This is a genomic window from Spirilliplanes yamanashiensis, assembly GCF_016863475.1.
Classification (GTDB): domain Bacteria; phylum Actinomycetota; class Actinomycetes; order Mycobacteriales; family Micromonosporaceae; genus Spirilliplanes; species Spirilliplanes yamanashiensis.
Window position 1 is genome coordinate 131,884 of the sequence record NZ_BOOY01000025.1, and the last position, 20,851, is coordinate 152,734.

A 20,851-nucleotide genomic window follows, 5' to 3' on the forward strand; every position below is an offset into this window, starting at 1 on the left:
AGCCGAGTGAAGCCCATCCGCGGGGCCCGTGTCAGGCGAATTCCCCCAGGCCCGCTTTGCAGGGGTAGGAAGGCTAACCTAACTTGGAGGGGTGACCGACACCGTGCTCGCGCCCTGGCGCTTCTTCGTCGTGGAGGTCGTCGCGGCGCGCCGGCTCGGGCCGTCGTTCCTCCGGGTCACGTTCACCGGCGACGAGCTGCACGACTTCGCCGACAACGGCTTCGACCAGCGCATCAAGCTGGCGTTCCCCGAGTCGCCGGTGGCCGAGGCGCACCTGCCCAGCGGCACGGACTGGTACCGGCGGTGGCGCGAGCTGCCCGAGGACCACCGCAGCCCGATCCGCACCTACACGGTGCGCGCGGTACGGCCGCAGGAGCGCGAGCTGGACGTCGACATCGTCCTGCACGACGGCGTCGACCAGGGCGGTCCGGCCTGCCGCTGGGCGCGCCGGGCGCGGCCGGGCGACCGGGTCGCGGTGCTGGGGCCGGTGGCCGGGTACGACGGCGACCACGGCGGCATCGGGTTCCGGCCGCCCGCGGACGGCGGGCCGCTGCTGCTGGCGGGCGACGAGACGGCGGCCCCGGCGATCGGGGCGATCCTGGAGCGGCTGCCGTCCGACGCACGGGGGCTGGCGCTGCTGGAGGTGCCGTACCCGGAGGACGTGCTGGAGATCGGCGCGCCGTCGGGGGTCGTCGTGCGGTGGCTGCCGCGCCACGGGCGGGCCCCGGGCTGCGAGCTGGTCCCGGCGGTGCAGCGGGCCGCCGCGGGCCCGGACGCCCCGGCGTACACGTGGCTGGCGGGCGAGGCCGGCGTCGTCACGGCGCTGCGCCGCCATCTGGTGGCGGAGCGCGGTTTCGACCGCGCGGCGGTGACGTTCATGGGTTACTGGCGGCGGGGCCGGGCGGACGCGCAGGCCGCCTGACGGCGCGTCATCGCAGGTCACCGATGTATCAGAGGCATCACACCGCTTGACCACCGCGGGGCGGGCGATGTTAGGTAAGCACAACCTAACTTTGAAGGAGCCTGACGTGCGCGACGCCCACCTGTCCCGCCGTACCCTGCTGTTCGGCGGACTCGGTGCCGCCGCGACCGCGGCGCTCGCCGCGTGCGGCAGCGACGACGCCGCCACCCCCTCGACCGGCAGCAGCGGCGCCGCGCCCGGCGGGGGGTTCCCGGTCACCGTGCAGCACCAGTTCGGGTCCACCGAGGTGCCCGCCGCCCCGCAGCGCGTGGTGTCGCTCGGCTGGGCCGACGCCGACGTGCTGCTCGCCCTCGGCGTCGTGCCGGTCGGCATCCTCGACTGGTTCCAGGCGTGGCCGGTCGGCGTCGGCCCGTGGGCGCAGGACCGGCTCGGCGGCGCGAAGCCGACGGTGCTCAAGGGCCCGGAGATCAACGTCGACGCGGTCGCCAACCTCAACCCGGACCTGGTCACGTTCACCAAGAGCGACAACGTCAAGGCCACCTACGACCTGCTGTCGAAGCTGGTGCCGACCATCTCCGGCCCGGCCGGGCAGCCGCCGTACGGCACCAGCCTGAAGGACCAGACCCTGCTTGTCGCCGAGGCGCTCGGGCGCCGGGCGGAGGGCGAGAAGCTGGTCGCCGACACCGACGCCGCGCTCGCCGCCGCCAAGACCGCCAACCCCGGCTTCGCCGGCAAGACGGTCGCCGTCGCGGCCGCGTTCAACGGCCAGTACGGCGCCTACGTGCGCGGCGACGGCCGGGTCCAGTTCATGGAGGCGCTCGGCTTCACCAACAAGCCGGAGATCGAGGCGCTCAAGCCGGAGACGTTCTACGCCAACGTCTCCAAGGAGCAGGTGTCGCTGCTCGACGCCGACCTGACCGTCGTCTTCGGCATCGGCCAGGCCGAGGCGCTCAGCAAGGACACCGTCCTCAACAGCATCCCGTCGGCGAAGGCCGGCCGGCTGCTCGTCATCGACGACGCCGACCTGGCGAACGCGTTCAGCACCAACAGCGTGCTCAGCACCCCCTACACCATCGAGCGCTTCGTGCCGCTGGTGCAGAAAGCCCTTGCGTGACCTCTAGAAGAACCATCGGTCTGATCATCGCGGTCGTCGCTCTCGCGGCGGCCGCGATGCTCAGCCTCGCCCTGGGGACGAAGAGCATCCCGGCGGGCACCATCCTCGACGCGCTGCGGCCGGGCGCCCTGCCCGGGCCGGGGCAGGCGGAGGACTTCCAGATCGTCCGGGACCTGCGGGTCCCGCGCACCGTGCTCGGCCTCGTCGCGGGCCTCGCCCTGGGCCTGGCCGGCGGCGTCATGCAGGCCCTGACCCGCAACCCGCTCGCCGACCCCGGCATCCTCGGCATCAACGCCGGGGCGGCCGCCGCGGTCGTGCTGGCCATCCGGTTCCTCGGCGTCGGCTCGGTGACGGGCTACATCTGGTTCGCGTTCGGCGGGGCGGCCGCCGCCTTCACCGTCGTGTACTTCCTCGGCACCCGGGGGCGCTCCGGCGCGTCGCCGCAGCGCCTCGCCCTGGCCGGTGCGGCCGTCGGCGCCGCGCTGCTGTCGGTCACCAACGCGGTGGCGCTGCTCGACGTCAGCACGTTCGACCGGTACCGGTTGTGGGTCGTCGGCAGCCTGGCCGGCGGCGACCTCGACGTCGCCGCCTCCGCGGGCTGGTTCGTCGCGGCCGGCGCGCTGCTCGCGCTGGCGCTGGGCCGCCCGCTCAACGCGCTGGCGCTCGGCGCCGACAGCGCCCAGGCCCTCGGCGCCCACGTGGGCCGGACCCGGCTGCTGACCGCCGTCGCCATCACCGTGCTGTGCGGGGCGGCCACCGCCGCCATCGGGCCCGTCGCGTTCCTCGGCCTGGCCGTGCCGCACGCCGCCCGCGCCTTCGTCGGCCCGGACCAGCGCTGGCTGCTGCCGTACTGCGCGGTGCTGGCGCCCGTCGTGCTGCTCGTCGCCGACGTCGTCGGCCGGCTCGTCGTGCGCCCGGGCGAGCTGGAGGCCGGGCTGGTCACCGCGCTGATCGGCGCCCCCGTCTTTCTGGCCATCGTGCTGCGCCGCCGGATCGGTCACCTGTGAGGACCGTCGTCGTGCGCGCCCGGGGCGTGGCCGTCAAGGTCGACACCCGCACCGTCGCCGTCTGCGCCGGCCTGCTGGTCGCGCTCGCCGCCATCGCGCTGCTCACCATCACCTCCGTCGGGGCGCGGCTCACCGTCGCGGGCGCGATCGAGGCGGCCGGCGGGGGCGGCACCCTGCGGGAACGGTTCGTGCTCACCGAGCTGCGGCTGCCCCGGCTGGTGCTCGGCGCGCTCGTCGGCGCGGCGTTCGCGCTGGGCGGCGCCGTCTTCCAGAGCCTGTCGCGCAACCCGCTCGGCAGCCCCGACATCATCGGCTTCACCACCGGCGCGTCCAGCGGCGCGCTGGCCGCCATCCTGCTGTTCGGCGCCGGCCCGACCGGCATCGCCGCCGGCGCGATCGCCGGCGGCCTCGCCGCGGCCGGCGTCGTCTACGGGCTGGCGTCGCTGCGCGGCGGCGGCATGACCCGGATCATCCTCATCGGCATCGGCGTGAGCGCCATGCTGCTGGCCGTCAACAACTTCCTGATCAGCCGGGCCCGCCTCGACGCCGCCGTCGCCGCGGCCGCCTGGCTCACCGGCACCCTCAACGGCCGCGGCTGGGACCAGGTCCTGCTGGTCGTGGCCGTCCTGGTCGTCGTGGGGCCGGTCCTGCTGTCGTACGGCCGCCGCCTGCAGCTGCTCGAACTCGGCGACGAGGTGGCCCGCGGCGTCGGCGTGCGGGTCGGCGCCGTGCGGCTCCGGCTCGTGCTGCTCGCCGTGGCGGCCGTCGCCGTCGCCACCGCCGCGGCCGGACCGGTCGCGTTCATCTCGCTCGCCGCGCCGCAGATCGCGCGCCGGCTCACCGGGTCGGCGCCGCTGCAGCTGCTGCCGTCCGCGCTGACCGGCGCCGTGCTGGTGCTCGCGGGCGACTTCGCCGCCCAGTGGCTGTTCGCCCCCGCGCAGCTGCCCGTGGGCGTCGTGACGGGGGCCGTGGGCGGCGGGTACCTCGCCTGGCTGCTCAGCCGCGAATGGAGAAAGGGGAGGACGGCATGAGCCGTTTGTCCGGCACGGAGCTCACCCTGGCGTACGAGCGGCGCGTCGTCGCCGAGGGGCTCGACGTCAGCATCCCCGACGGCTCGTTCACGGTCATCGTCGGCCCGAACGCGTGCGGCAAGTCCACCCTGCTGCGCGCGCTGGCCGGGCTGCTGTCGCCCGCCCGCGGCGCGGTGCAGCTCGACGGGGCCGCCATCAGCTCGTACCGGACCAAGGAGGTGGCCCGGCGGCTCGGCCTGCTGCCGCAGACGGCCACGGCGCCCGACGGCATCACCGTCGCCGACCTGGTGTCGCGCGGCCGCTACCCGCACCAGACGCTGCTGCGGCAGTGGTCCGCCGAGGACGAGCGGCAGGTGAACGCGGCCATGGCGGCCACCCACGTCGACGGCTTCGCCGACCGGGCCGTCGACGAGCTGTCCGGCGGCCAGCGTCAGCGGGTGTGGATCGCGATGGCGCTCGCCCAGCAGACCGACCTGCTGCTGCTCGACGAGCCGACCACCTATCTGGACATTCAGCACCAGATCGAGGTGCTCGACCTGTGCACGGACCTGAACGTCAACCGCGGGCGCACCCTCGTGGCCGTGCTGCACGACCTCAACCAGGCCTGCCGGTACGCCACCCACCTCATCGCGATGAAGGCGGGCGCGATCGTCGCGGAGGGCCGCCCGGCCGACATCATCACCGCCGAGCTGGTCCGCGACGTGTTCGGGGTGCCGTGCCAGATCATCGCCGACCCGCAGACCGGCACCCCGCTCGTGGTGCCCGAGACCCCGCGTCTCCACCGGCGGTAAACCGCGCGCCATTCGTCGCACCCCCGTGAGAGGGTCTGCCCCGGACGTCGACGAACCACGGGGGAGGCGGCATGGCGCTGGTCGAGGCGCGCGGGCTGACGAAGGTGTTCCGCCGGCCGGACAAGGCACCCGGCCTCAAGGGCGCGCTGCGCCAGCTGGTCGTGCGGCGGTTCACCGAGAAGGTGGCCGTCGACCACGTCGACCTGGCGATCGACGCGGGTGAGGCGGTGGCGTACGTCGGCCCCAACGGCGCCGGTAAGTCCACCACCGTCAAGCTGCTCAGCGGCATCCTCGTGCCCACCGCGGGCGAGGTGCGCGTCGGCGGCGTCGAGCCGCACCGCGACCGGATCGCCAACGCGCACCGCATCGGCGTCCTGTTCGGGCAGCGCACCCAGCTCTGGTGGGACCTGCCGGTGGCCGACTCGCTGGACGTGCTGCGCGACATGTACGGCATCGACCGCGCCACCTACACCCGCCGGCTGAAGCGCTTCGACGAGGTGCTGGAGCTGGGCGAGATCCTGCCGTCGCTGGGCCGGCGGCTGTCGCTGGGTCAGCGCATGCGCGCCGACCTGGCCGCCGCCCTCATCCACGGCCCCGAGGTGGTCTACCTCGACGAGCCCACCATCGGCCTCGACATCGCCGTGAAGGACCGGGTCCGCGGGTTCCTGCGCAGCCTGCGCGACGAGGGCACCACGATCATGCTGACCAGCCACGACCTGCGCGACATCGAGGACGTGTGCCGGCGGCTGGTCATCATCGACGGCGGGCGGATCATCTTCGACGGGGCGCTGACGGCGCTGAAGGACGAGTTCGCCCGCGAGCGCATCCTGCACGTCGAGACCGCGGCCGACGTGCCGCTCGCCGCCGTGCAGGCGTCGCTGGCCGGCGCCACGGTCACGGCGGGCGACTCGCCGCGGCGGTTCTCGGTGCGGTTCAACCGGTTCGCGATGACCGCCGGGCAGGTGGTCGCCGCGCTCGCCGGGCACGCCGAGCTGGTCGACTTCCACGTCGACGAGCCGAGCATCGAGGACGTGGTGCGGCGGGTCTACTCCGGGGAGCTGATGGCCCGGTGAGGCCGTACCTCGCGCTGACCCGGGCGATGCTGCGCTCGGCGCTGCGCTACCGGATCACGTTCCTGATGGGCATGTTCGGCATGTTCTTCCAGCTCATCGCGCTGTTCGCGGTGTGGCGGGTGCTGCTCGACGAGCGGGAGATCGGCGGCTTCGGCTGGGCGGAGATGCGGCCGTACCTGCTGATCGGCTTCACCTGCGGCATGATCGTGTCCAGCTTCACCGACTGGCGGATGGCGTACCGGATCGTCGAGGGCACGGTGTCGCTCGACCTGGTCAAGCCGGTCGACTACCAGTTCGCGCGGTTCGCCGAGATCGTCGGCGGCATCGCCGCCGAGGTCGGGGTGGCCGTGGTGCTGTGGGCCGGCGTGCTGGTGTTCACCGGCCCGATCGCGCTGCCGCCGCCGGAGCTGCTCGCGCTGTTCGCGCTCAGCATGCTGCTGGTCGTGCCGCTGAAGTTCCTGTTCTCGTACGTGGCCGGGCTGGGCTGCTTCTGGACCCACCACTACAACGGCATCCGCTGGACGCAGCAGGCCGTCGTCGCCGTGCTGTCCGGCATGATGATCCCGCTGGCGCTGCTGCCGTCGTGGCTGGCCACGACCGCGGCGTGGCTGCCGTTCGCGGGCGTCGCGTCCACCCCGGGCCTGATCTTCATCGGCCGGGTCGACGCGGCCGAGGCGGCCCGGCTCGTGGCGGTGCAGGCGTTCTGGATCGTCGTGCTGTGGCTCGGCGCCCGGCTCGCCTTCCGCGGCGCGGTCAAGCAGCTCACGGTGCACGGGGGGTGACGACGATGCTGCGCACCATCCGGCTCTACCTGCGCCTGCTCGGCACCCACCTGCGCGCGTCGCTGGAGTACGAGGCCGACTTCTGGCTGATGGCGCTCGGCGCCGCCATGACCCAGGTCGCGGGCTTCGTGTTCATCGCGGCGGTGTTCCTGCGGGTGCCCGACATCAACGGCTGGACGTTCTGGACCGTCGCGCTGCTGTTCGGCATGGTCGGGTTCTCCGAGGGCGTCATCAACCTGTTCTTCGAGGGCATGTGGTGGCTGGCCGACCTCAAGCACAACGGCGAACTCGACTACCTGCTGGTGCGGCCGTACCCGGTGGCCCTGCAGGCGCTCAGCAGCCAGGTCGGCCTCAACGGCCTCGGCAACCTGCTCACCGGCGGCGCGCTGATCGTGGCGGGCCTGGTCAACACCGACATCGACTGGTCGCCGGCCACCGCGGTGGTGGCGGTGCTGCTGTTCCTCGGCGCCATGGCCGCCCGGGTCGGCATCATGCTGGCCTGCAACGCGACCACCTTCTGGCTGGAGGGGCCCACGTCGATGTTCGCGTTCGCCGTGCACCAGGTCGGCGACCTGGCCCGCTACCCGCTGGCCATCTACCCGGTGGTGCTGAAGGGGCTGCTGGGCGTGGTGCTGCCGTTCGCGTTCGTCAGCTTCTTCCCGGTCAGCTGGCTCACCGGCGAGGGCGGCACCGGGTGGCTGGGGCTGCTCACGCCGCTGGTCGGGGTGTACTGCGTGGTGCTGGCGGCCTGGGTGTTCCGCCGCGGCCTGACGCGCTACGAGAGCGCGGGCAACTAGCCCGCGACGCGCCGCACCCCGGCGCCCCTCAGCCCCCGGGCTCGACCAGGATCTTGCGGCCGACGCCGGCCTCGAACTGCCCGAGGGCCTCGGCGTACGAGTCGAGCGGGAAGCGGTGGCTGATGAACACGTCGGGACGCAGCACCCCGGCGGCCATCAGCTCGCCCGCCCGGTCGAAGCTGTTCAGCACCGCCATCGACCCCGTCACGGTGATCTCCCGGCGGTAGATCTCGTACGGCTCGATCTCCAGCCGGGCGTCGTAGTCCGCCACGCCGAACTGCAGGAAAGTGCCGCCCTTGCCGACCCGCCTGAACGCGTCCCGGATCGCCGCCTCGGCGCCGGTGCAGTCGATGACCACGTCCCAGCCGCGCGGGGCGTCCAGCTCGTCGGCGCTGGTCACCGCGGCCGTGCAGCCGAGCAGGCGGGCCGTCTCCAGCCGCTGCGGGTTGAGGTCCACCACCGACACCGTGGCGGCGCCCGCCCGCTTGGCCAGCTCCAGCATCATGAGGCCCATCGTGCCCGAGCCGTAGATCAGGTAACTGTCGGCCATGGCGCGCGGCAGCACGTCGAAGCCGCGCACCGCGCACGACAGCGGCTCGATCAGCGCGGCGTCCGAGCTGGACAGGTGCGGCGGCAGCTTGAAGCAGTTCGCCATCGGCGCGGCCACGTACTGCGCCGCCCCGCCGCTCACCGTGACGCCGATCGCGCCCCAGTTGTCGCACTGGTTGCCGCGGTTGCGTTTGCAGTAGTAGCAGTAGCCGCAGTACAGCGACGGGTCGACCGCCACCCGGTCGCCGACGCGCAGGCCGTCGACGGCGGCGCCCACCGCGACGATCTCCCCGGCGAACTCGTGCCCCGGGACGATCGGGAACGCCGGCGCGAACTCGCCCCGGTTGATGTGCAGGTCGGTGCCGCAGATCCCGACCGCGGCCGGCCGCACCACCACCTCGGCCGGGCCGGGCGCCGGGTCCGGCACGGTCCGGATCTCGATCGTGCCGGGCTCGGCGATGACGGCTGCCTTCACGTGGCGGCTCCCTCGGACGGATCGGGGGCGAAGACCCATCACACCGCAGCCCCGGCGCGGTCGCCGCGGGCACGACGGGCGCGTGCGGGATGCGCGAAGCCGGGCGCGGGGCGCGCGCGGGCGGGCCCGCCACGACGGTGGCGGGCCCGCGTCCGGTGGTGGGTCAGGTGTCGAACGGCGTGCGTGCGGCCAGCGCGGCGGGGTCGCCGCCGAACGTGTCGATGCACGGCGTCTGGGTCGGGCCCAGCTGCGCCACGATCGCCCGGTGGAACGCCGGGTAGGTGCCGGCGAACGCGCCGCCGGCCCAGGTGCGCTCCAGCGCGGTCGTGAAGACGCCACGGCCGCCGGTCTCCTGCGACAGCTGGCTGTCCTCGCAGCCGGACAGGTGCAGGCAATTGGCCCGCACCAGGGCGCGCGCCCCGCGCGAACGGGCCCGGGCGGCCGCCAGCTCGCCGGCCTGGAGCTCGTTGACCTCCAGGTTGGTCAGCAGCGGGATCTCCCGGGTGACCACGTCGTCCGTCACGCCGGCCGGGCGGTCGAGCGTCGCCACCCCGCCGTTGCGGCCGCCGTCGCCGGTCGGCCGCTGACCGGGGAAGCGCAGCGGGCCCGAGCGGACCGCCGCCCGCACGGCGAGCTGCCGGGCCGCGGCGGCCGGGCGCGGGAACGCCGTCACGGCCGGTTCCCCCGGGCCCGGCCGGGCGACCGCCAGGCCGGTGTAGAACGCTCGCTTGAGGTCGGCGACGGCCCGCTGGACGGGGTCGCGCAGGGAGCGGGTGACCGTGCCGCTGTGGCAGCTGTCCGACACGGTCACCACGTGCACGCCCGGCCGGAAGTCCGCCAGCGCGAGGTTGATCTCGTCGTCCAGCAGCTGCCGGTCGAACAGCACCCACGTCTCGTCCTGCCGGTCGTCCTCGTCCGTGCCGGCGTCCTGCACCTGGCCGCCGTGGCCGGCGTAGGTGAGCAGGAACGTGCCGCCGGCGGTGAGCCGCGCCGCCGCGTCGGCGATCGCGGCGAGGACGTTGGCGACCGTCGCCTGCCGGGTGAACAGCTGCCGGGTGGTGAAGCCCTCCGCCGTGGCGATCGCCGTCATTGTGCGGGCGTCGTTCTCGCAGCCGCTCAGGGCGCCGTCCCAGCCGCCGTAGCGGGCCGGGTCGACGCGGTTGACGCCGATGTGCAGCGACACGGCGCGGTCGTCGCCCGCCGGGACCGGCTGCGCCGGTTCCCCGCCGCCGACCGGCCCGCCACCGCCCGGCTCCTGCGGCACGTCCGCCAGCGCGGCCCAGGTGCGGGGCCCGACGATGCCGTCGGCGGGCAGGCCCGCGGCGCGCTGGAACGCCTGCACCGCGGCCCGGGTGAGGGGGCCGAACCGCCCGTCGAGCGGGCCGGCGTAGTGGCCGAGGTCGGCGAGCATCTGCTGGAGCTTGACCACCTCGTCCCCGGTCGAGCCCCAGGACAGCGTGCCCATCAGTCCGCGTACCAGAAGAAGTGCGCCCGGTGGCCGCGCAGCTGGTCGAGCCCGCCGGTGGCGAGCCGGTACATGCCGGTGTGCACGCCGAACGCCTTGGCCTTCATGAAGACCAGGTACCCGCCGGGGGAGAGCAGCTGGTCGGCGCGGACCCGGACGGACGCCGTCTTGGTGCGGTCCTGCACGCCGATCTCGGCGATGAACCCGCCGTTGTCGTCCTGCAGCTGGATGCCCTTCCACCACGTCTTGTGCGGGGCGAGCTCCAGCACGATCTCGATCTCGTCGGGGTTGTCGAGGGGCTGCAGGTCCTGCGCGGCGATGTTGTCGTTGTCCCACAGCCGCTTGGTGGCCTGCAGGTCCTGCCAGGAGATGCCGGTGTCGCGCGGCGTCGCCCGGCTGCCGCTGACGAGCGTGAACAGCTGCGGCAGCACCTGCTGCACGCCGGTCACGAGCGACTGCAGCGTCGGCAGCACGAACCGCTGGGTCATCTCGGTGTCGACCACGAGCGGGGTGAACTCGTCGACGTCGCGGCTGCCGACGACGCTGCCGAGCGCCTTGGTGGCGGCCTGGATGGCGGCCGGCGCCAGCTTGATCACCTCGTCGGCGATCACCGAGGTCAGGAAGCCCCAGCCGCGCTCCATCGTCTCGTCGTCGACGTCGCCGGTCTCGCCGCGGGCGCTGCGGTCGGCCATCGTCTGCTGCACGGCCGCCAGGACGGCCGGCGCGCACTGCTGGGTGATCGTGGTGACGACCTGCATGGTCTGCTGCTCGTCGAGGGCGCGGCTGAGCTGCTCGTTGGCGAGCATCACGTCGAGCGGCGCGGCGGCGACGGCGCGGCCGCCGAACAGGCCGCCCACGACGTTGCCGATCGCGCCGCCGACGCCGGAGCCGATCTGCGCGCCGTTGCCGCCGAACAGGCCGCCGATGGCGCCGCCGACCTGCGGCGCGATCTTGGGCACGAGGTGGCCGGCCGCCGCCGTGACGGCGGGCAGCAGGAAGTTCAGGAAGCGCGGGACGAGGTCGTCGTCCATCTCGGACGCGGCCGGGGCCGCCGGCGCGGTGGTCGCGGTGGAGCGCGTGGTGCGGGTCGCGGTCGTGCTGGGTCGCGGCGCGCGGCGCGGTGCCTGGGTTGCGGTGGCCATGACGGTTCCCCTTCGGCTGGCCGGGTGGTGTCCCTCGATCCTGCGGCCGGCGAACCCCGCAGGTGAATGGAGCGCCGGGGGCCAGGTATCCGTGGACCCGGGGCGCGATCGTCTCGGTCCGCCGATCGACGGAGGGCTGTGTCCGCGTGCTGCGGCGGCGCAACGGCGGACGGCCACCTTCGTGGTCGGAAGGGCGACATGCCGGGACAGAACGGATCGCGTAGCGTCAGAAGGCGCGGAGCGACCGGGCGGCGAGCGAATGATCAATCTTTTTGTCGTCGCCGAGGTGGCGGTGTACCGGGAGGCGCTGGTCACCGCGCTCGGCGGCGCGCCGGGCATGCGCGTCTGCGGCACCGCCCCGCGCTGCTCCCGCCTCGGCGCCGACCTGACGGAGTACCGGCCGGCGGTGATGCTCGTCGACGCGCCCAACCTGGAGGGGGCGACGGGCCTGACCGCGTCGCCGTCGGCGGACGGCGGGCTGCGCGTGGTGGTGCTCGGCGTCAGCGAGACCGAGGGCGAGATCGTGGCCTGCGCGGAGGCGGGCGCCTCCGGCTACCTGACCCGCAACGGCACGATGGCCGACCTCGTCGCCACGATCGAGAGCGTCGCCCGCGACGAGCTGCACTGCCCGCCGCGCATCGCGGGCGCGCTGATCCGGCGCGTCGGCACGCTCGCCGCGGAGCGCCGGCTGACCGTGCTGGGCGCCCGGCTGACCCCGCGGGAGCTGGAGATCCTCACGTTCGTGACCGACGGACTGTCCAACCGGGAGATCGCCGGCCTGCTGAGCATCACGGTCGCCACCGTGAAGAACCACGTGCACAACATCTTCGAGAAGTTGCAGGTCTCGACCCGCGCCGAGGCCACGGCGCGGGCGTACGACCCGCCGCCGCTCAGCTGACCGCGTAGCGCACGTCGAGCGACCCGCCGTGCGGCACCCGCAGCACGTGGACGCGCCGCCGGCCGTCGCGCAGGTACGTGCGCGACGAGGTGCCGACGGTGGCGGCGAGCGGGGTGCCCCACGAGACGGTCAGCGTGGTGGCGCCGCGGCGCAGCACCAGGCCGGTGGCGGTCGCGCCGGCGTTCGTGTCGTAGCCGACCGGGGTGCCGTCGGCGAACGTCACCGTGTCGGTCGGCAGCAGCACCAGGGGCACCTGCTCGGTGGCCGCGCCCGGCGCCCGCACCGCCCGGGTGAGGCCGGTGCGGTCCAGGGTCAGCGTCGTCGCGACGCCCGTCGTCGTGCGGTAGCGGACCACCACCGGCGTGCCGCCGGGCGTGATCCGCGCGCCCGTCCAGCGCGCCGTGCCGTGCAGGTACTCGGCGGTCAGGGTGCTCGCCGCGTCGGGGACGCCGCCGGTCGCGGTGCCCCAGGCGCCGGTGGTGGTCTGCTGCGCGTGGACGAGCGTGCCCGCCGCCGGGTGCCACAGGAAGCCGGGCCCGGCCTTGACGGTGGTGGTCGGCCGGGGGCCGAAGAACGCGCCCAGGTAGTAGCCGGGGCGGCGCACGTACAGGTACTGCTGGCCGGTCAGCTCGTCGTCGCGCACCTCGGCGAAGTCGGTGCTGCGCAGGTACGGCAGCCGGGCGACGGCCGCCTGCTTCGCGGCCCGCGACGGCAGCCGCTCGGGGTAGGTGGCGTGCGCGACGATCCGCGGCGACGTGTCGCCCTTGGGCAGCGCCGGCGCGGGGCCGGGCTCGGCGGCCCAGGCGGCGCGGGCGGCGGCCTTGTCCTCGCGGCTGGTGTAGAACGCGGCCAGGTCCGGCACCACCGGGATGAACGCCGAGCCGAGCGTCTGCCGGTCCTCGTCGCCGATCGTCTCGTCGTAGGCGGCCGAGGCGGTGCGCGCGCTGACGGCGTAGTAGGTGAGCCAGCCGGAGCCGTCGGGCTCGCGCAGCATCTGGTGGCCGAACCACTCGGCGAACAGCCGGGCCATCCGCACGGCGTCGGCGTTGCCGCTGCGCAGGTACAGCTCGGCCAGCTCGGGCAGCATGACCTCGAAGTTGTAGTTGATGTCGGAGCCGGTCGGGTCGTAGAAGAAGCCGGCGGGGCTCTGCGCGTACCGCGCGAAGTAGGCCATCCGCTCGGTGAACGCCGCCCGCATCGCGGAATCGGGCAGCAGTTGCAGCGTGATCGCGGTGCCGGCCAGCCCGGCGCAGACCTGGTTGGACCACTCGACCGGGACGTCCCAGATCGGGTTGTCGCGGTCGAGCAGCCAGCCGACGGCCCTGCGCAGCGCGGTCCCGACGCGCCCGCGGGTCTCCGGCAAGACGTCGGCGCGGCGCAGGTTCTCCAGCGTCCTCGCCAGGTAGCCGATGCCGAAGCCGGTGGGGGCCAGGCCGTGCTCGGTGCCGCTGTACTCGGGGAACGAGCCGTCGGCGTGCTGCAGCCGCAGGTAGTGGAACAGCGCCGCGTCGAGGCGGGCCAGCAGCGCCGGGTCGCGGTGGTACGGGTTCCAGGCCCGCGGGTTGGCGAGGTACCAGCTCATCGTGAACACGTGCTCCTGCACGCGGGCGTTCGTCGGCCCGGCCGGGGTGCGCGACCAGCCGCCGGCGAGGTGGCCGTACGTGTCGGGGTTCGTGCCGGTGTCGATGTCGTTGACGATGCCGGGCAGGGTGGCCAGGTAGCGGGCGAACCGCTGCTCGGCCTGGCTGAAGAGGTGGCGGGCGGGGGCGCCCGGCGGCAGCGCGGCGATCGGGGCCAGGGGCGTGCCGGGCACCGCGGCCCGCGCGGGGGCGGCGAACGTCGTCGCGGGCGCCAGGGCGGCGGCGCCGGCGGCGGCGATCAGGGCGCGGCGGGTGACGCGAGGTGACATCGACGGACTCCCATACGGCGGCGGTGAGGGCGAGTGTCGTCGGGGCCGCCGGAGGGGGTCAAGGCTCTAATACGTATAACTTCCCGCTCGCGGCGCGTGCGCGGCCGCCCGGCCGAATCGGCCCTATGGTGTGATCCCATGGGCACCGGCACATATCGGCTCGGCCTCGTCCTGCACCCGACCAGGGACACCACGCCCGAGGTCCGGCAGGTCCTGACCTGGGCGGCCGGCCTCGGCGTCGAGGTCGTCGCGCTCGCCCGGCCCGGCCTGCCGCCCGAGGTCACCACCGTCGGCCCCGCCGAGCTGCCCGAGGTGAACGGCGTCGTGGCCATCGGCGGCGACGGCACCATCCTCGGCGCCCTGCGGCTCGTCGCCCGCCGCGACGTCCCCGTGCTCGGCGTCAACCGCGGCACCGTCGGCTTCCTCGCCGAGATCGGGCCCGGCCGGCTCACCGCCGCCCTCGACCGGCTCGCCCGCGGCGACTTCAGCGTCGACAGCCGGCCCGCGCTGCGGGTGGTGAAGGACGGCGGCGAGCCCACCGCCGAGAACCTGGCCTTCAACGACGTCGCGCTGGTGCGGCTGCCCGGGCAGGGCTTCGGCACCCTGAGGCTCGGCGTGCAGGGGCAGACGTTCGCCGCGTACCGGTGCGACGCCCTCGTGGTGGCCACCGCGATGGGCTCCACCGCCTACAACTACGCCGCCGGCGGGCCGCTGGTGTCGCCGCAGGCCGAGGTCATGTGCGTCACGCCCGTCGCGCCCATCGCCGGGCCCGACCGGGCGCTCGTCGTCACGCCGCGCGAACCGCTCGAGTTCACCGTGCAGGGCGCCCGGATGGCGCTGGAGGCCGACGGCGCCGTCGTCGCCGAGGTCGGGGCGGGCGACACCGTCCACGTCGAGTACGTGCCCGGCGCCGGCCGGCTGGTCCGGTTCGACCCCGCCGACCACGGCCGGCGCACCGCCGTGAAGCTCAGCCTCCAGGACCTGCCGCTGCCGCCCGAGGAACTGCGCCGGCTCTACGAGGCCGACACCTCAGCCCACTAGCTGCCGGTTGCCGAGCACCCGGTCCGGCGAGCCCACCCGGGCCAGCCGCACCATCGTCCGGCCGACGTCGGCGGTGCTCGTCGTCGCGTTCGGCGCCAGGCGGCGGATCAGCGGGTGCAGCGGCGCCGTCATCGTCAGGTGCGACTGGTACAGCCGCGTCTTCGAGCGGACGCCGTGCACCGGCTGGACGAAGCCGGGGCGCAGCGCGTAGCCGCGCGGGAACCGGTCCAGCACGTACCGCTCGGTGCGGCCCTTGACCCGGGCCCACATCTGCCGCCCGTGCTCGTTCGTGCCCGCCCCGCTGACGTACACGAACGTCGTGGTCCCGGGGTCGAACACCCGCGCCGCCGCGACCGTGTAGTCGTAGGTCACCCGGGTGTAGTCGGCCTCGCTCATGCCGACCGAGCTGACGCCGAGGCACCAGAACACCGCGTCGTGACCGGCCAGCTCGCCGGCGATCGGCGTGAAATCGGTGAAGTCGGTGTGCCGGATCTCGTGCAGCTTCGGGTGCCGCACTCCCGTCGCGGTGCGCCCGACCACCGTCACCCGTTCCACGTCGGCCGCGAGCAGCGACTCGCGCAGCACACCCTGACCGACCATGCCCGTCGCGCCGAAGACGACCACCCTCATGGGACCCAGTATGCGCAGTTCCGGAACCGCGATGATCTGGACCGTGAATTAACCGCTGTGGAACGGTGCTCCGATGAGGCGAACGATGACCGCGGCGCTCACCGCCGCCACGATGACGGCCACGATGCTGGCGGCGGGCTCACCGGCCGAGGCGGGCGGACCGGCGGTCGCCGCCACGTACTCGGCGGGCGCCGGCCGGGCCTGGCAGCCGCTGCCCGTGTCGGCGCGCGGCGACGCCGACGCCACCGTCGTCGTCGACCCCAGCGAGACCCGCCAGCGCTACAGCGGCATCGGCTTCTCCCTCGACGAGACCAGCGTGTCCAACCTGTGGAAGCTCACGCCCGCCAAGCGGGAGGAGGCCGTCCGCCTGCTGGTCGACCCGCGGCACGGGGCCGGGTTCGACCGGTTCCGGCTCACCATCGGCAGCCCCGACCTCATCGAGCACCTGCCGTTCTGGTCCTACGACGACCTGCCGCCCGGCGTGACCGAGGACTTCGGACTGCAGCACTTCTCGATCCAGCGCGACATCGACACCCACATCGTCGACACGATCAAGCTGATCCAGAAGTACAACCCGCGGGCCACGTTCTTCGCGTCCGCGTGGAGCGCGCCCGCCTGGATGAAGACCAACAACCGGTTCACCGGCGAGGTGGCGCTGCTGCCCGGCAGCACGACCGCGTACTACCAGGTCGGCAAGCTGCGCGACGACTGCATCGACGTGTTCGCCCGCTACTACGTCAAGTTCGTCCAGGCGTACGCCCGGCTCGGCATCCACGTCGACGCGCTGACGCTGCTCAACGAGCCCGGCATGGACGTCGTCTACCCGGCCATGGACATCTCGATCGAGCAGCAGCAGCGGCTCGCGCTCGCCATGAAGCGCGAGTTCCGCCGCGCCGGCCTGCGCACCGGCCTGTACGTGCACGACTTCAACTTCTGGGACTGGCGCGACCCGAACAGCACCGAGACGAAGAACTACCACCGGATCTTCGGCGACCCGCGGGTGCGGGCGGCGAGCGACGGCATCGCATTCCACCCGTACTGGGGCGACCCGGCGGTCATGCGCGAGGCGTACGAGGAGTTCGGCAAGCCGGTCCACATGACCGAGACCAGCGACCGCTCGCCCGCCACGGTGCTCGACTACCTGCGCCTCGACGTCAGCTCGTACGTCATGTGGGCGCAGACCACCGACCAGGACGGCGGCACGCTGCACTGGACGAACTCCCGCGACAACGACGTCGACTGGGCCGAGGTCGGCCGCACCAGCAAGTGGCCGAACCGGCTGGTCACCGTGGACACCACCGCCCGCGACTTCACCGTCCGCGACGAGCTGTACGCGCTGGGCCAGTTCGCCCGGTACCTCGACCCGGGGCACGTGCGGGTCGCGTCCAGCGCCACCGCGGCCGGCATCGGCAACGCGGTGTTCCGCAAGGGCCGCGACTGGGTGGCCGTCGTCGGCAACACGAACGACGCCCCGCGGCGGGTGCGCGTCGCCCTCGCCGGGCGCTCGTTCGTCGCCACCGTCCCCGCCGGGGCGTACGCCACCTTCCGCTGGCGGGCGGACGCACCGTCCGGGCACCGCAACCACGCCCCTGTGCTGCGCGCCCCGGCCGCCGTCACGGCCGACCAGTTCGGCACGGCCACCCTGCGGCTGACCGCCACCGACCGCGACCGCGACCGGCTCGGCTACTACGCGGTCGACCTGCCGCCGGGCGTGACCGTCGACGGCGGCACCGGGCTCGTCACCATCCGGCCGACGGTCGCCGGCACCAGCACCCTGCGCTTCCGGGTCGCCGACGGCGCCGCCCACGACGAGGTCGCCGTCCAGCTCACCGTGGCGCCGCGCGGCGCACCGGTCGGCGTGCGGGTCGAGGCCGAGTCGTACACGGCGCAGAACGGCTGGACCGAGGGCGTCAACTTCGTCGAGACCAACCCGGCCGCCAGCGGCGGGAAGAACGTCGGCTGGACCGCCCCCGGCAACTGGCTGCGCTACCGGATCGACGTCGCCGAGGCCGGCACGTACGCCGTCGAGCTGCGCGTCGCCAACGGCACCGGCGCGCCCGCGCCCGGCGCGATCAGCCTGCGCTCCGGCGACACAGTGCTGGCCACCGCCGACGTGCCCGACACCGGCGGCTGGGGCGCCTGGCGGACCGTCACCACGACCGTCGAGCTGCCGGCCGGCGACCAGGAACTGACGGTGTGGTGCGAGACGGGCGGCTTCAACCTGGACTATCTGCGGCTAACGTCGGGGGCGTGACCGCCTTCGAGCTCGCCGACTGGCGGGCCGCCGTGGCCCGGCTGTACCTGTCCGACGCGGACCTGCCCGAGTTCCGCCGCCGCCGCGACGAGCTGTTCGCGACGCACCCGCAGTCGCCGGTGGGCGCCGGCTTCACGGGCCTGCGCTACTTCCCGCCCACCGACGACGGCGTGTGCGAGGCGCCGCTGCGCGACGAGCCGGGCCGGCTGGAGATCGACACCGCCGGCCCGGACGGCGTGGTCCGCTACGACCGCGTCGGCGTGCTCGACACCCCGTGGGGCGAGCTGAGCCTGTGGTGGTACGCCGCGTACGGCGGCGGGCTGTTCCTGCCGCTGCGCGACGGCACCAGCGGCGCCGAGACCTACGGCGGCGGCCGCTACCTGACCGACACGGTGAAGGGCACCCACGGCCGCGGGGTGGAACTGCGCGGCTCGACGGTGCGGCTCGACGTCAACTACGCCTACAACCCGTCCTGCGCGTACGACGACCGCTGGCTCTGCCCGCTGGCCCCGCCGGAGAACCGCGTCACGGCGCCGATCCGGGCGGGCGAGCGCACGTACCGCTGATCAGCAGATCCGGAAGCCGTAGTCCCGGGCGCGGGACAGCTGGACGTCGATCAGGCCCTGGCTGCGCTCCAGGATCCGGTCGGCGTTCGCGGTGTCCCCGCGCCGCAGCGCGTCGAACGCGTCGCGCTGCAGCGAGATGGACCGGCGGGCGTTCTCCTGGATCGAGCCGACCTCGCGCGCGTCGGCGGCGGGCGGGGGCAGCGCCTCCCACTGGAACATCATGGACTCGACCACCCGGAGCTGCTTGCGCGTCTTCTCCAGCGGGTCGGTCTCGCCCTCCAGCTTCGCGATCTCGGCCGCGGCGCCCTGGCAGATCCGGTCGGCGGCGGCGATGTACTGCTGCCGGGCCGCACCGCCGGTGCCGGGGTCCGCGCTGCCGCCGACGACCCCGCCACCCCCGCCACCCCCGCCACCCCCGCCGCCCCCGGCCGGCGGGACGACGTAGACGAAGATCGCCACCGCCAGGCTGGCCGCCCCGGCCACGGAGCCGACCACCGTCCAGAACAGCGCCTTCCTCGACCGGGTGTCCTCTTCGGTGGGCGGCCCGCCGTGCCGGGTGGGCCGGGGTCCGGGGTACTGCACCGGGATGGTGCCGCGGTACACGGGCGCGCGCTGATCGTGGATCGGGCGGTTCGTCACGGGCGGAGCGTATGGCGCGCGCCGGGCGCCCGGTAGGCGCCCGACGGCGCCGGTCGCGGTGCCGCCGGCATCGTCGCTGGCCCGGGCGCCGCGCCGGGCCGAGAAAGGGACCATCGGGTGCCGGGGCGCGCCGATCAAGCGATCGTCCGCCCGGGCCATGCCGCCGGTTCAACGCGGCCCGGACGGGCGTCAGCGGCGGAAGATCGTGATCGAGTGGCCGACGTCGTCGATCTCGTCGGCGTCGCGCAGCAGCGCCGCCAGCTTCGCGCCCGGCCGGGCCACCCGGCTGTCCGAGACGACGAGCAGGCCGCGGACCCGGCCGGGCGGGACCCGGGTCGGGTCGTCGGTCGGCAGGCCGTACCAGGCGGGGGAGCCGGCGCCCTTGTAGACGAGCCACACCGGTTCGCCCGGGTAGTGCTCGCGCAGGTGGGCGGCGAGCAGCCCGAGGTCCTGGCCCCAGTCGACGTTGGAGTCGTGCAGGTGCCGGGAGGTGCGGGCCGGGCCGCCGAAGGCCTCGTTGGCGTACGGCAGGTAGTGCGGGAAGGTGAGCGCCGAGCTGACCGCCACGAACCCGGCGAGCGCGGCCGCCGCGGCGGGCGCCCACCGCCACCGCAGCAGCACCACGGCGGCCGCGGCGACGGCGAGGAACATCGGCAGGACGATGACGTAGCGGGTGCCGTAGTCGCGGGCGCCGAAGACGGCGGCGACGCTGAGGACCGCGGCGGGGGCCAGCACGAACGGCGCCGCCGGGCGCAGCCGGCGCACGGCGAGCAGGGTGACCGCGCCCGCCGCCCACAGGGCCAGCGCGCCGAGCGGGGTCTTCACCAGCACGGCCGCGGGCAGGTAGTACCAGAGCGAGCCGCGGTACTCGCGGCCGAACAGGAAGCCGCCGTAGGTGCGGTCCTCGAAGCCGAGCTGGATGCGCATGCCGTCGGCGTACGCCCGGGGGAACGGCAGCAGGTCGAGGGCGAGGCCGCGCAGGCCGGGCACCGCCGGCAGGTTCGGCGGCGGGGTCCAGCGCAGCTGCGGGTCGACGGCCAGGTAGCTCGCCCACACGACGGCGACGGCGGCCGCGGCGAACACCCCGGCCAGCCACCAGCGGCGCCGCCCGCCGCGCCACGCCGCGAGGGCCAGCAGCACCGGCACGGCGACGAGCATGCTCGCCTTCGTGGCGCAGGCCGCGCCGAGCGCCGCCCCGGCGAGGGCCAGGTGCAGGGCGGGGCGCTCGGTGGCCCGCCACAGCAGCCACACCGAGGTGAGCAGGAAGCCGGCGGCGGGCACGTCGAGGGTGGCGAGGGAGCCGTGGGCGACGACGTCGGGGGAGAACGCGTACAGCGCGCACGCCAGCAGCCCGCCGACCGGGTTCGTCAGGTCGCGGGCGAACAGGAACACCACCAGGCCGAACAGCAGCGTCAGCGCGATGACCGGCAGCCGGGCGGCGAGCATGAGCCGGTGCGGGTCGTGGCCGGACTCGTAGAGCAGGCGGCGCCCGAGCGCCGTCTGGTTGCCGCGGAAGTCCGGGTCGAGGTGCGCGCCGGTGAACGCCAGCCCGGCCGCGACGATCAGCTTGCCGAGCGGCGGGTGTTCGGGGTTGTAGCGCAGGCTGTGCTGCTCGGTGTAGACGACGGCGGTCGCCACGTACACGGGCTCGTCGATGGTGGGGGTCTGCCGGACGGCGGTGGTGACCATCGCGGCGGCCATCCCGCCGAGGAGGGCGGCCACGACGAGCCACACCCACCACCTGCGCACGGCGGCAACTATGGCAC

The 20,851-nt window shown here is 74.3% G+C and carries 19 protein-coding genes; 12 read left to right on the plus strand and 7 right to left on the minus strand.

Features of this window, described 5'->3' with window-relative positions; genetic code table 11:
• Positions 1–91 precede the first annotated feature (91 nt).
• The 8 genes from Sya03_RS16170 (at position 92) to Sya03_RS16205 (ending at position 7,517) form a co-directional block, all read left to right on the plus strand.
• On the plus strand, positions 92–922 hold the full coding sequence (locus Sya03_RS16170; protein WP_203939129.1) for a siderophore-interacting protein: 831 nt from the start codon (positions 92–94) through the stop codon (positions 920–922).
• Positions 923–1,028: 106 nt separating this feature from the next.
• A complete protein-coding gene (locus tag Sya03_RS16175; protein WP_203939130.1) occupies positions 1,029–2,036 on the plus strand; it encodes an ABC transporter substrate-binding protein in 1,008 nt (335 codons plus the stop codon).
• Entirely contained in the window at positions 2,033–3,043 is a 1,011-nt protein-coding gene (locus Sya03_RS16180) for an iron chelate uptake ABC transporter family permease subunit (protein WP_239107578.1), read from the plus strand. The genes Sya03_RS16175 and Sya03_RS16180 overlap by 4 nt, the downstream gene beginning before the upstream one ends.
• Positions 3,040–4,074, plus strand: coding sequence for a FecCD family ABC transporter permease (locus tag Sya03_RS16185; RefSeq protein WP_239107579.1), 1,035 nt, complete (start codon positions 3,040–3,042; stop codon positions 4,072–4,074). The genes Sya03_RS16180 and Sya03_RS16185 overlap by 4 nt, the downstream gene beginning before the upstream one ends.
• Positions 4,071–4,865, plus strand: coding sequence for an ABC transporter ATP-binding protein (locus Sya03_RS16190; RefSeq protein ID WP_203939131.1), 795 nt, complete (start codon positions 4,071–4,073; stop codon positions 4,863–4,865). Before Sya03_RS16185 ends, Sya03_RS16190 begins: the two co-directional genes overlap by 4 nt.
• Positions 4,866–4,936: 71 nt before the next feature.
• Complete coding sequence (locus tag Sya03_RS16195; RefSeq protein WP_203939132.1) at positions 4,937–5,938, plus strand: ABC transporter ATP-binding protein; 1,002 nt, start codon at positions 4,937–4,939, stop codon at positions 5,936–5,938.
• Positions 5,935–6,720 carry an ABC transporter permease gene (locus Sya03_RS16200; protein WP_203939133.1) on the plus strand — a complete coding sequence of 262 codons (786 nt, stop codon included), beginning with the start codon at positions 5,935–5,937 and terminating at the stop codon, positions 6,718–6,720. Before Sya03_RS16195 ends, Sya03_RS16200 begins: the two co-directional genes overlap by 4 nt.
• Before the next feature lie 5 nt (positions 6,721–6,725).
• Entirely contained in the window at positions 6,726–7,517 is a 792-nt protein-coding gene (locus tag Sya03_RS16205; RefSeq protein ID WP_239107597.1) for an ABC transporter permease, read from the plus strand.
• A gap of 28 nt (positions 7,518–7,545) precedes the next feature.
• Here the strand turns inward: Sya03_RS16205 and Sya03_RS16210 are convergent, their stop codons facing one another.
• The 3 genes from Sya03_RS16210 to Sya03_RS16220 form a co-directional block, all read right to left on the minus strand.
• Positions 7,546–8,541: a zinc-dependent alcohol dehydrogenase family protein gene (locus tag Sya03_RS16210; protein ID WP_203939134.1), complete on the minus strand. Its 996-nt coding sequence runs from the start codon at positions 8,539–8,541 to the stop codon at positions 7,546–7,548.
• Between the two features lie 163 nt (positions 8,542–8,704).
• Entirely contained in the window at positions 8,705–10,006 is a 1,302-nt protein-coding gene (locus tag Sya03_RS16215; RefSeq protein ID WP_203939135.1) for a peptidoglycan-binding protein, read from the minus strand.
• On the minus strand, positions 10,006–11,148 hold the full coding sequence (locus Sya03_RS16220; RefSeq protein WP_203939136.1) for a hypothetical protein: 1,143 nt from the start codon (positions 11,146–11,148) through the stop codon (positions 10,006–10,008). Before Sya03_RS16220 ends, Sya03_RS16215 begins: the two co-directional genes overlap by 1 nt.
• A 259-nt stretch (positions 11,149–11,407) precedes the next feature.
• On the opposite strand from Sya03_RS16220, the gene Sya03_RS16225 reads away from it, so the two are divergent.
• The gene (locus tag Sya03_RS16225) at positions 11,408–12,046 is read left to right on the plus strand and encodes a LuxR C-terminal-related transcriptional regulator (RefSeq protein WP_203939137.1); all 639 of its coding nucleotides are present in this window, start codon (positions 11,408–11,410) and stop codon (positions 12,044–12,046) included.
• On the opposite strand, the gene Sya03_RS16230 is transcribed toward Sya03_RS16225, so the two are convergent.
• Positions 12,039–13,955, minus strand: a complete 1,917-nt coding sequence (locus Sya03_RS16230; protein ID WP_203939138.1) for a hypothetical protein — start codon at positions 13,953–13,955, stop codon at positions 12,039–12,041. The genes Sya03_RS16225 and Sya03_RS16230 overlap by 8 nt on opposite strands.
• 138 nt (positions 13,956–14,093) lie before the next feature.
• Here Sya03_RS16230 and Sya03_RS16235 point away from each other — a divergent pair, with 138 nt between their 5' ends.
• The gene (locus tag Sya03_RS16235) at positions 14,094–14,996 is read left to right on the plus strand and encodes an NAD(+)/NADH kinase (protein WP_203939139.1); all 903 of its coding nucleotides are present in this window, start codon (positions 14,094–14,096) and stop codon (positions 14,994–14,996) included.
• Here the strand turns inward: Sya03_RS16235 and Sya03_RS16240 are convergent.
• Positions 14,985–15,626: an NAD(P)H-binding protein gene (locus tag Sya03_RS16240; RefSeq protein ID WP_203939140.1), complete on the minus strand. Its 642-nt coding sequence runs from the start codon at positions 15,624–15,626 to the stop codon at positions 14,985–14,987. The two genes, Sya03_RS16235 and Sya03_RS16240, sit on opposite strands and share 12 nt — an antisense overlap.
• Before the next feature lie 73 nt (positions 15,627–15,699).
• Here Sya03_RS16240 and Sya03_RS16245 point away from each other — a divergent pair, with 73 nt between their 5' ends.
• Both Sya03_RS16245 and Sya03_RS16250 read left to right on the plus strand, forming a co-directional pair.
• Positions 15,700–17,880 (plus strand): carbohydrate-binding protein, encoded by a 2,181-nt coding sequence (locus Sya03_RS16245; protein WP_203939141.1) that lies wholly within the window; start codon positions 15,700–15,702, stop codon positions 17,878–17,880.
• Entirely contained in the window at positions 17,877–18,446 is a 570-nt protein-coding gene (locus tag Sya03_RS16250) for a DUF1684 domain-containing protein (protein ID WP_203939142.1), read from the plus strand. The genes Sya03_RS16245 and Sya03_RS16250 overlap by 4 nt, the downstream gene beginning before the upstream one ends.
• Here Sya03_RS16250 and Sya03_RS16255 read toward each other — a convergent pair whose 3' ends face one another.
• Together Sya03_RS16255 and Sya03_RS16260 are read right to left on the minus strand one after the other, a co-directional pair.
• Positions 18,447–19,085 (minus strand): hypothetical protein, encoded by a 639-nt coding sequence (locus Sya03_RS16255; protein ID WP_203939143.1) that lies wholly within the window; start codon positions 19,083–19,085, stop codon positions 18,447–18,449.
• A gap of 189 nt (positions 19,086–19,274) precedes the next feature.
• Positions 19,275–20,834 (minus strand): glycosyltransferase family 39 protein, encoded by a 1,560-nt coding sequence (locus tag Sya03_RS16260; RefSeq protein ID WP_239107580.1) that lies wholly within the window; start codon positions 20,832–20,834, stop codon positions 19,275–19,277.
• Positions 20,835–20,851 lie beyond the last annotated feature (17 nt).

Bases quoted from the DNA above. Each gene is read 5' to 3' on its own strand.
- Sya03_RS16245 (WP_203939141.1), top strand. From the start codon at position 15,700: ATGAGGCGAACGATGACCGCGGCGCTCACCGCCGCCACGATGACGGCC.
- Sya03_RS16190 (WP_203939131.1), top strand. From the start codon at position 4,071: ATGAGCCGTTTGTCCGGCACGGAGCTCACCCTGGCGTACGAGCGGCGC.
- Sya03_RS16240 (WP_203939140.1), bottom strand. From the start codon at position 15,626: ATGAGGGTGGTCGTCTTCGGCGCGACGGGCATGGTCGGTCAGGGTGTG.
- Sya03_RS16215 (WP_203939135.1), bottom strand. From the start codon at position 10,006: ATGGGCACGCTGTCCTGGGGCTCGACCGGGGACGAGGTGGTCAAGCTC.
- Sya03_RS16220 (WP_203939136.1), bottom strand. From the start codon at position 11,148: ATGGCCACCGCAACCCAGGCACCGCGCCGCGCGCCGCGACCCAGCACG.
- Sya03_RS16195 (WP_203939132.1), top strand. From the start codon at position 4,937: ATGGCGCTGGTCGAGGCGCGCGGGCTGACGAAGGTGTTCCGCCGGCCG.
- Sya03_RS16235 (WP_203939139.1), top strand. From the start codon at position 14,094: ATGGGCACCGGCACATATCGGCTCGGCCTCGTCCTGCACCCGACCAGG.
- Sya03_RS16225 (WP_203939137.1), top strand. From the start codon at position 11,408: ATGATCAATCTTTTTGTCGTCGCCGAGGTGGCGGTGTACCGGGAGGCG.
- Sya03_RS16205 (WP_239107597.1), top strand. From the start codon at position 6,726: ATGCTGCGCACCATCCGGCTCTACCTGCGCCTGCTCGGCACCCACCTG.
- Sya03_RS16230 (WP_203939138.1), bottom strand. From the start codon at position 13,955: ATGTCACCTCGCGTCACCCGCCGCGCCCTGATCGCCGCCGCCGGCGCC.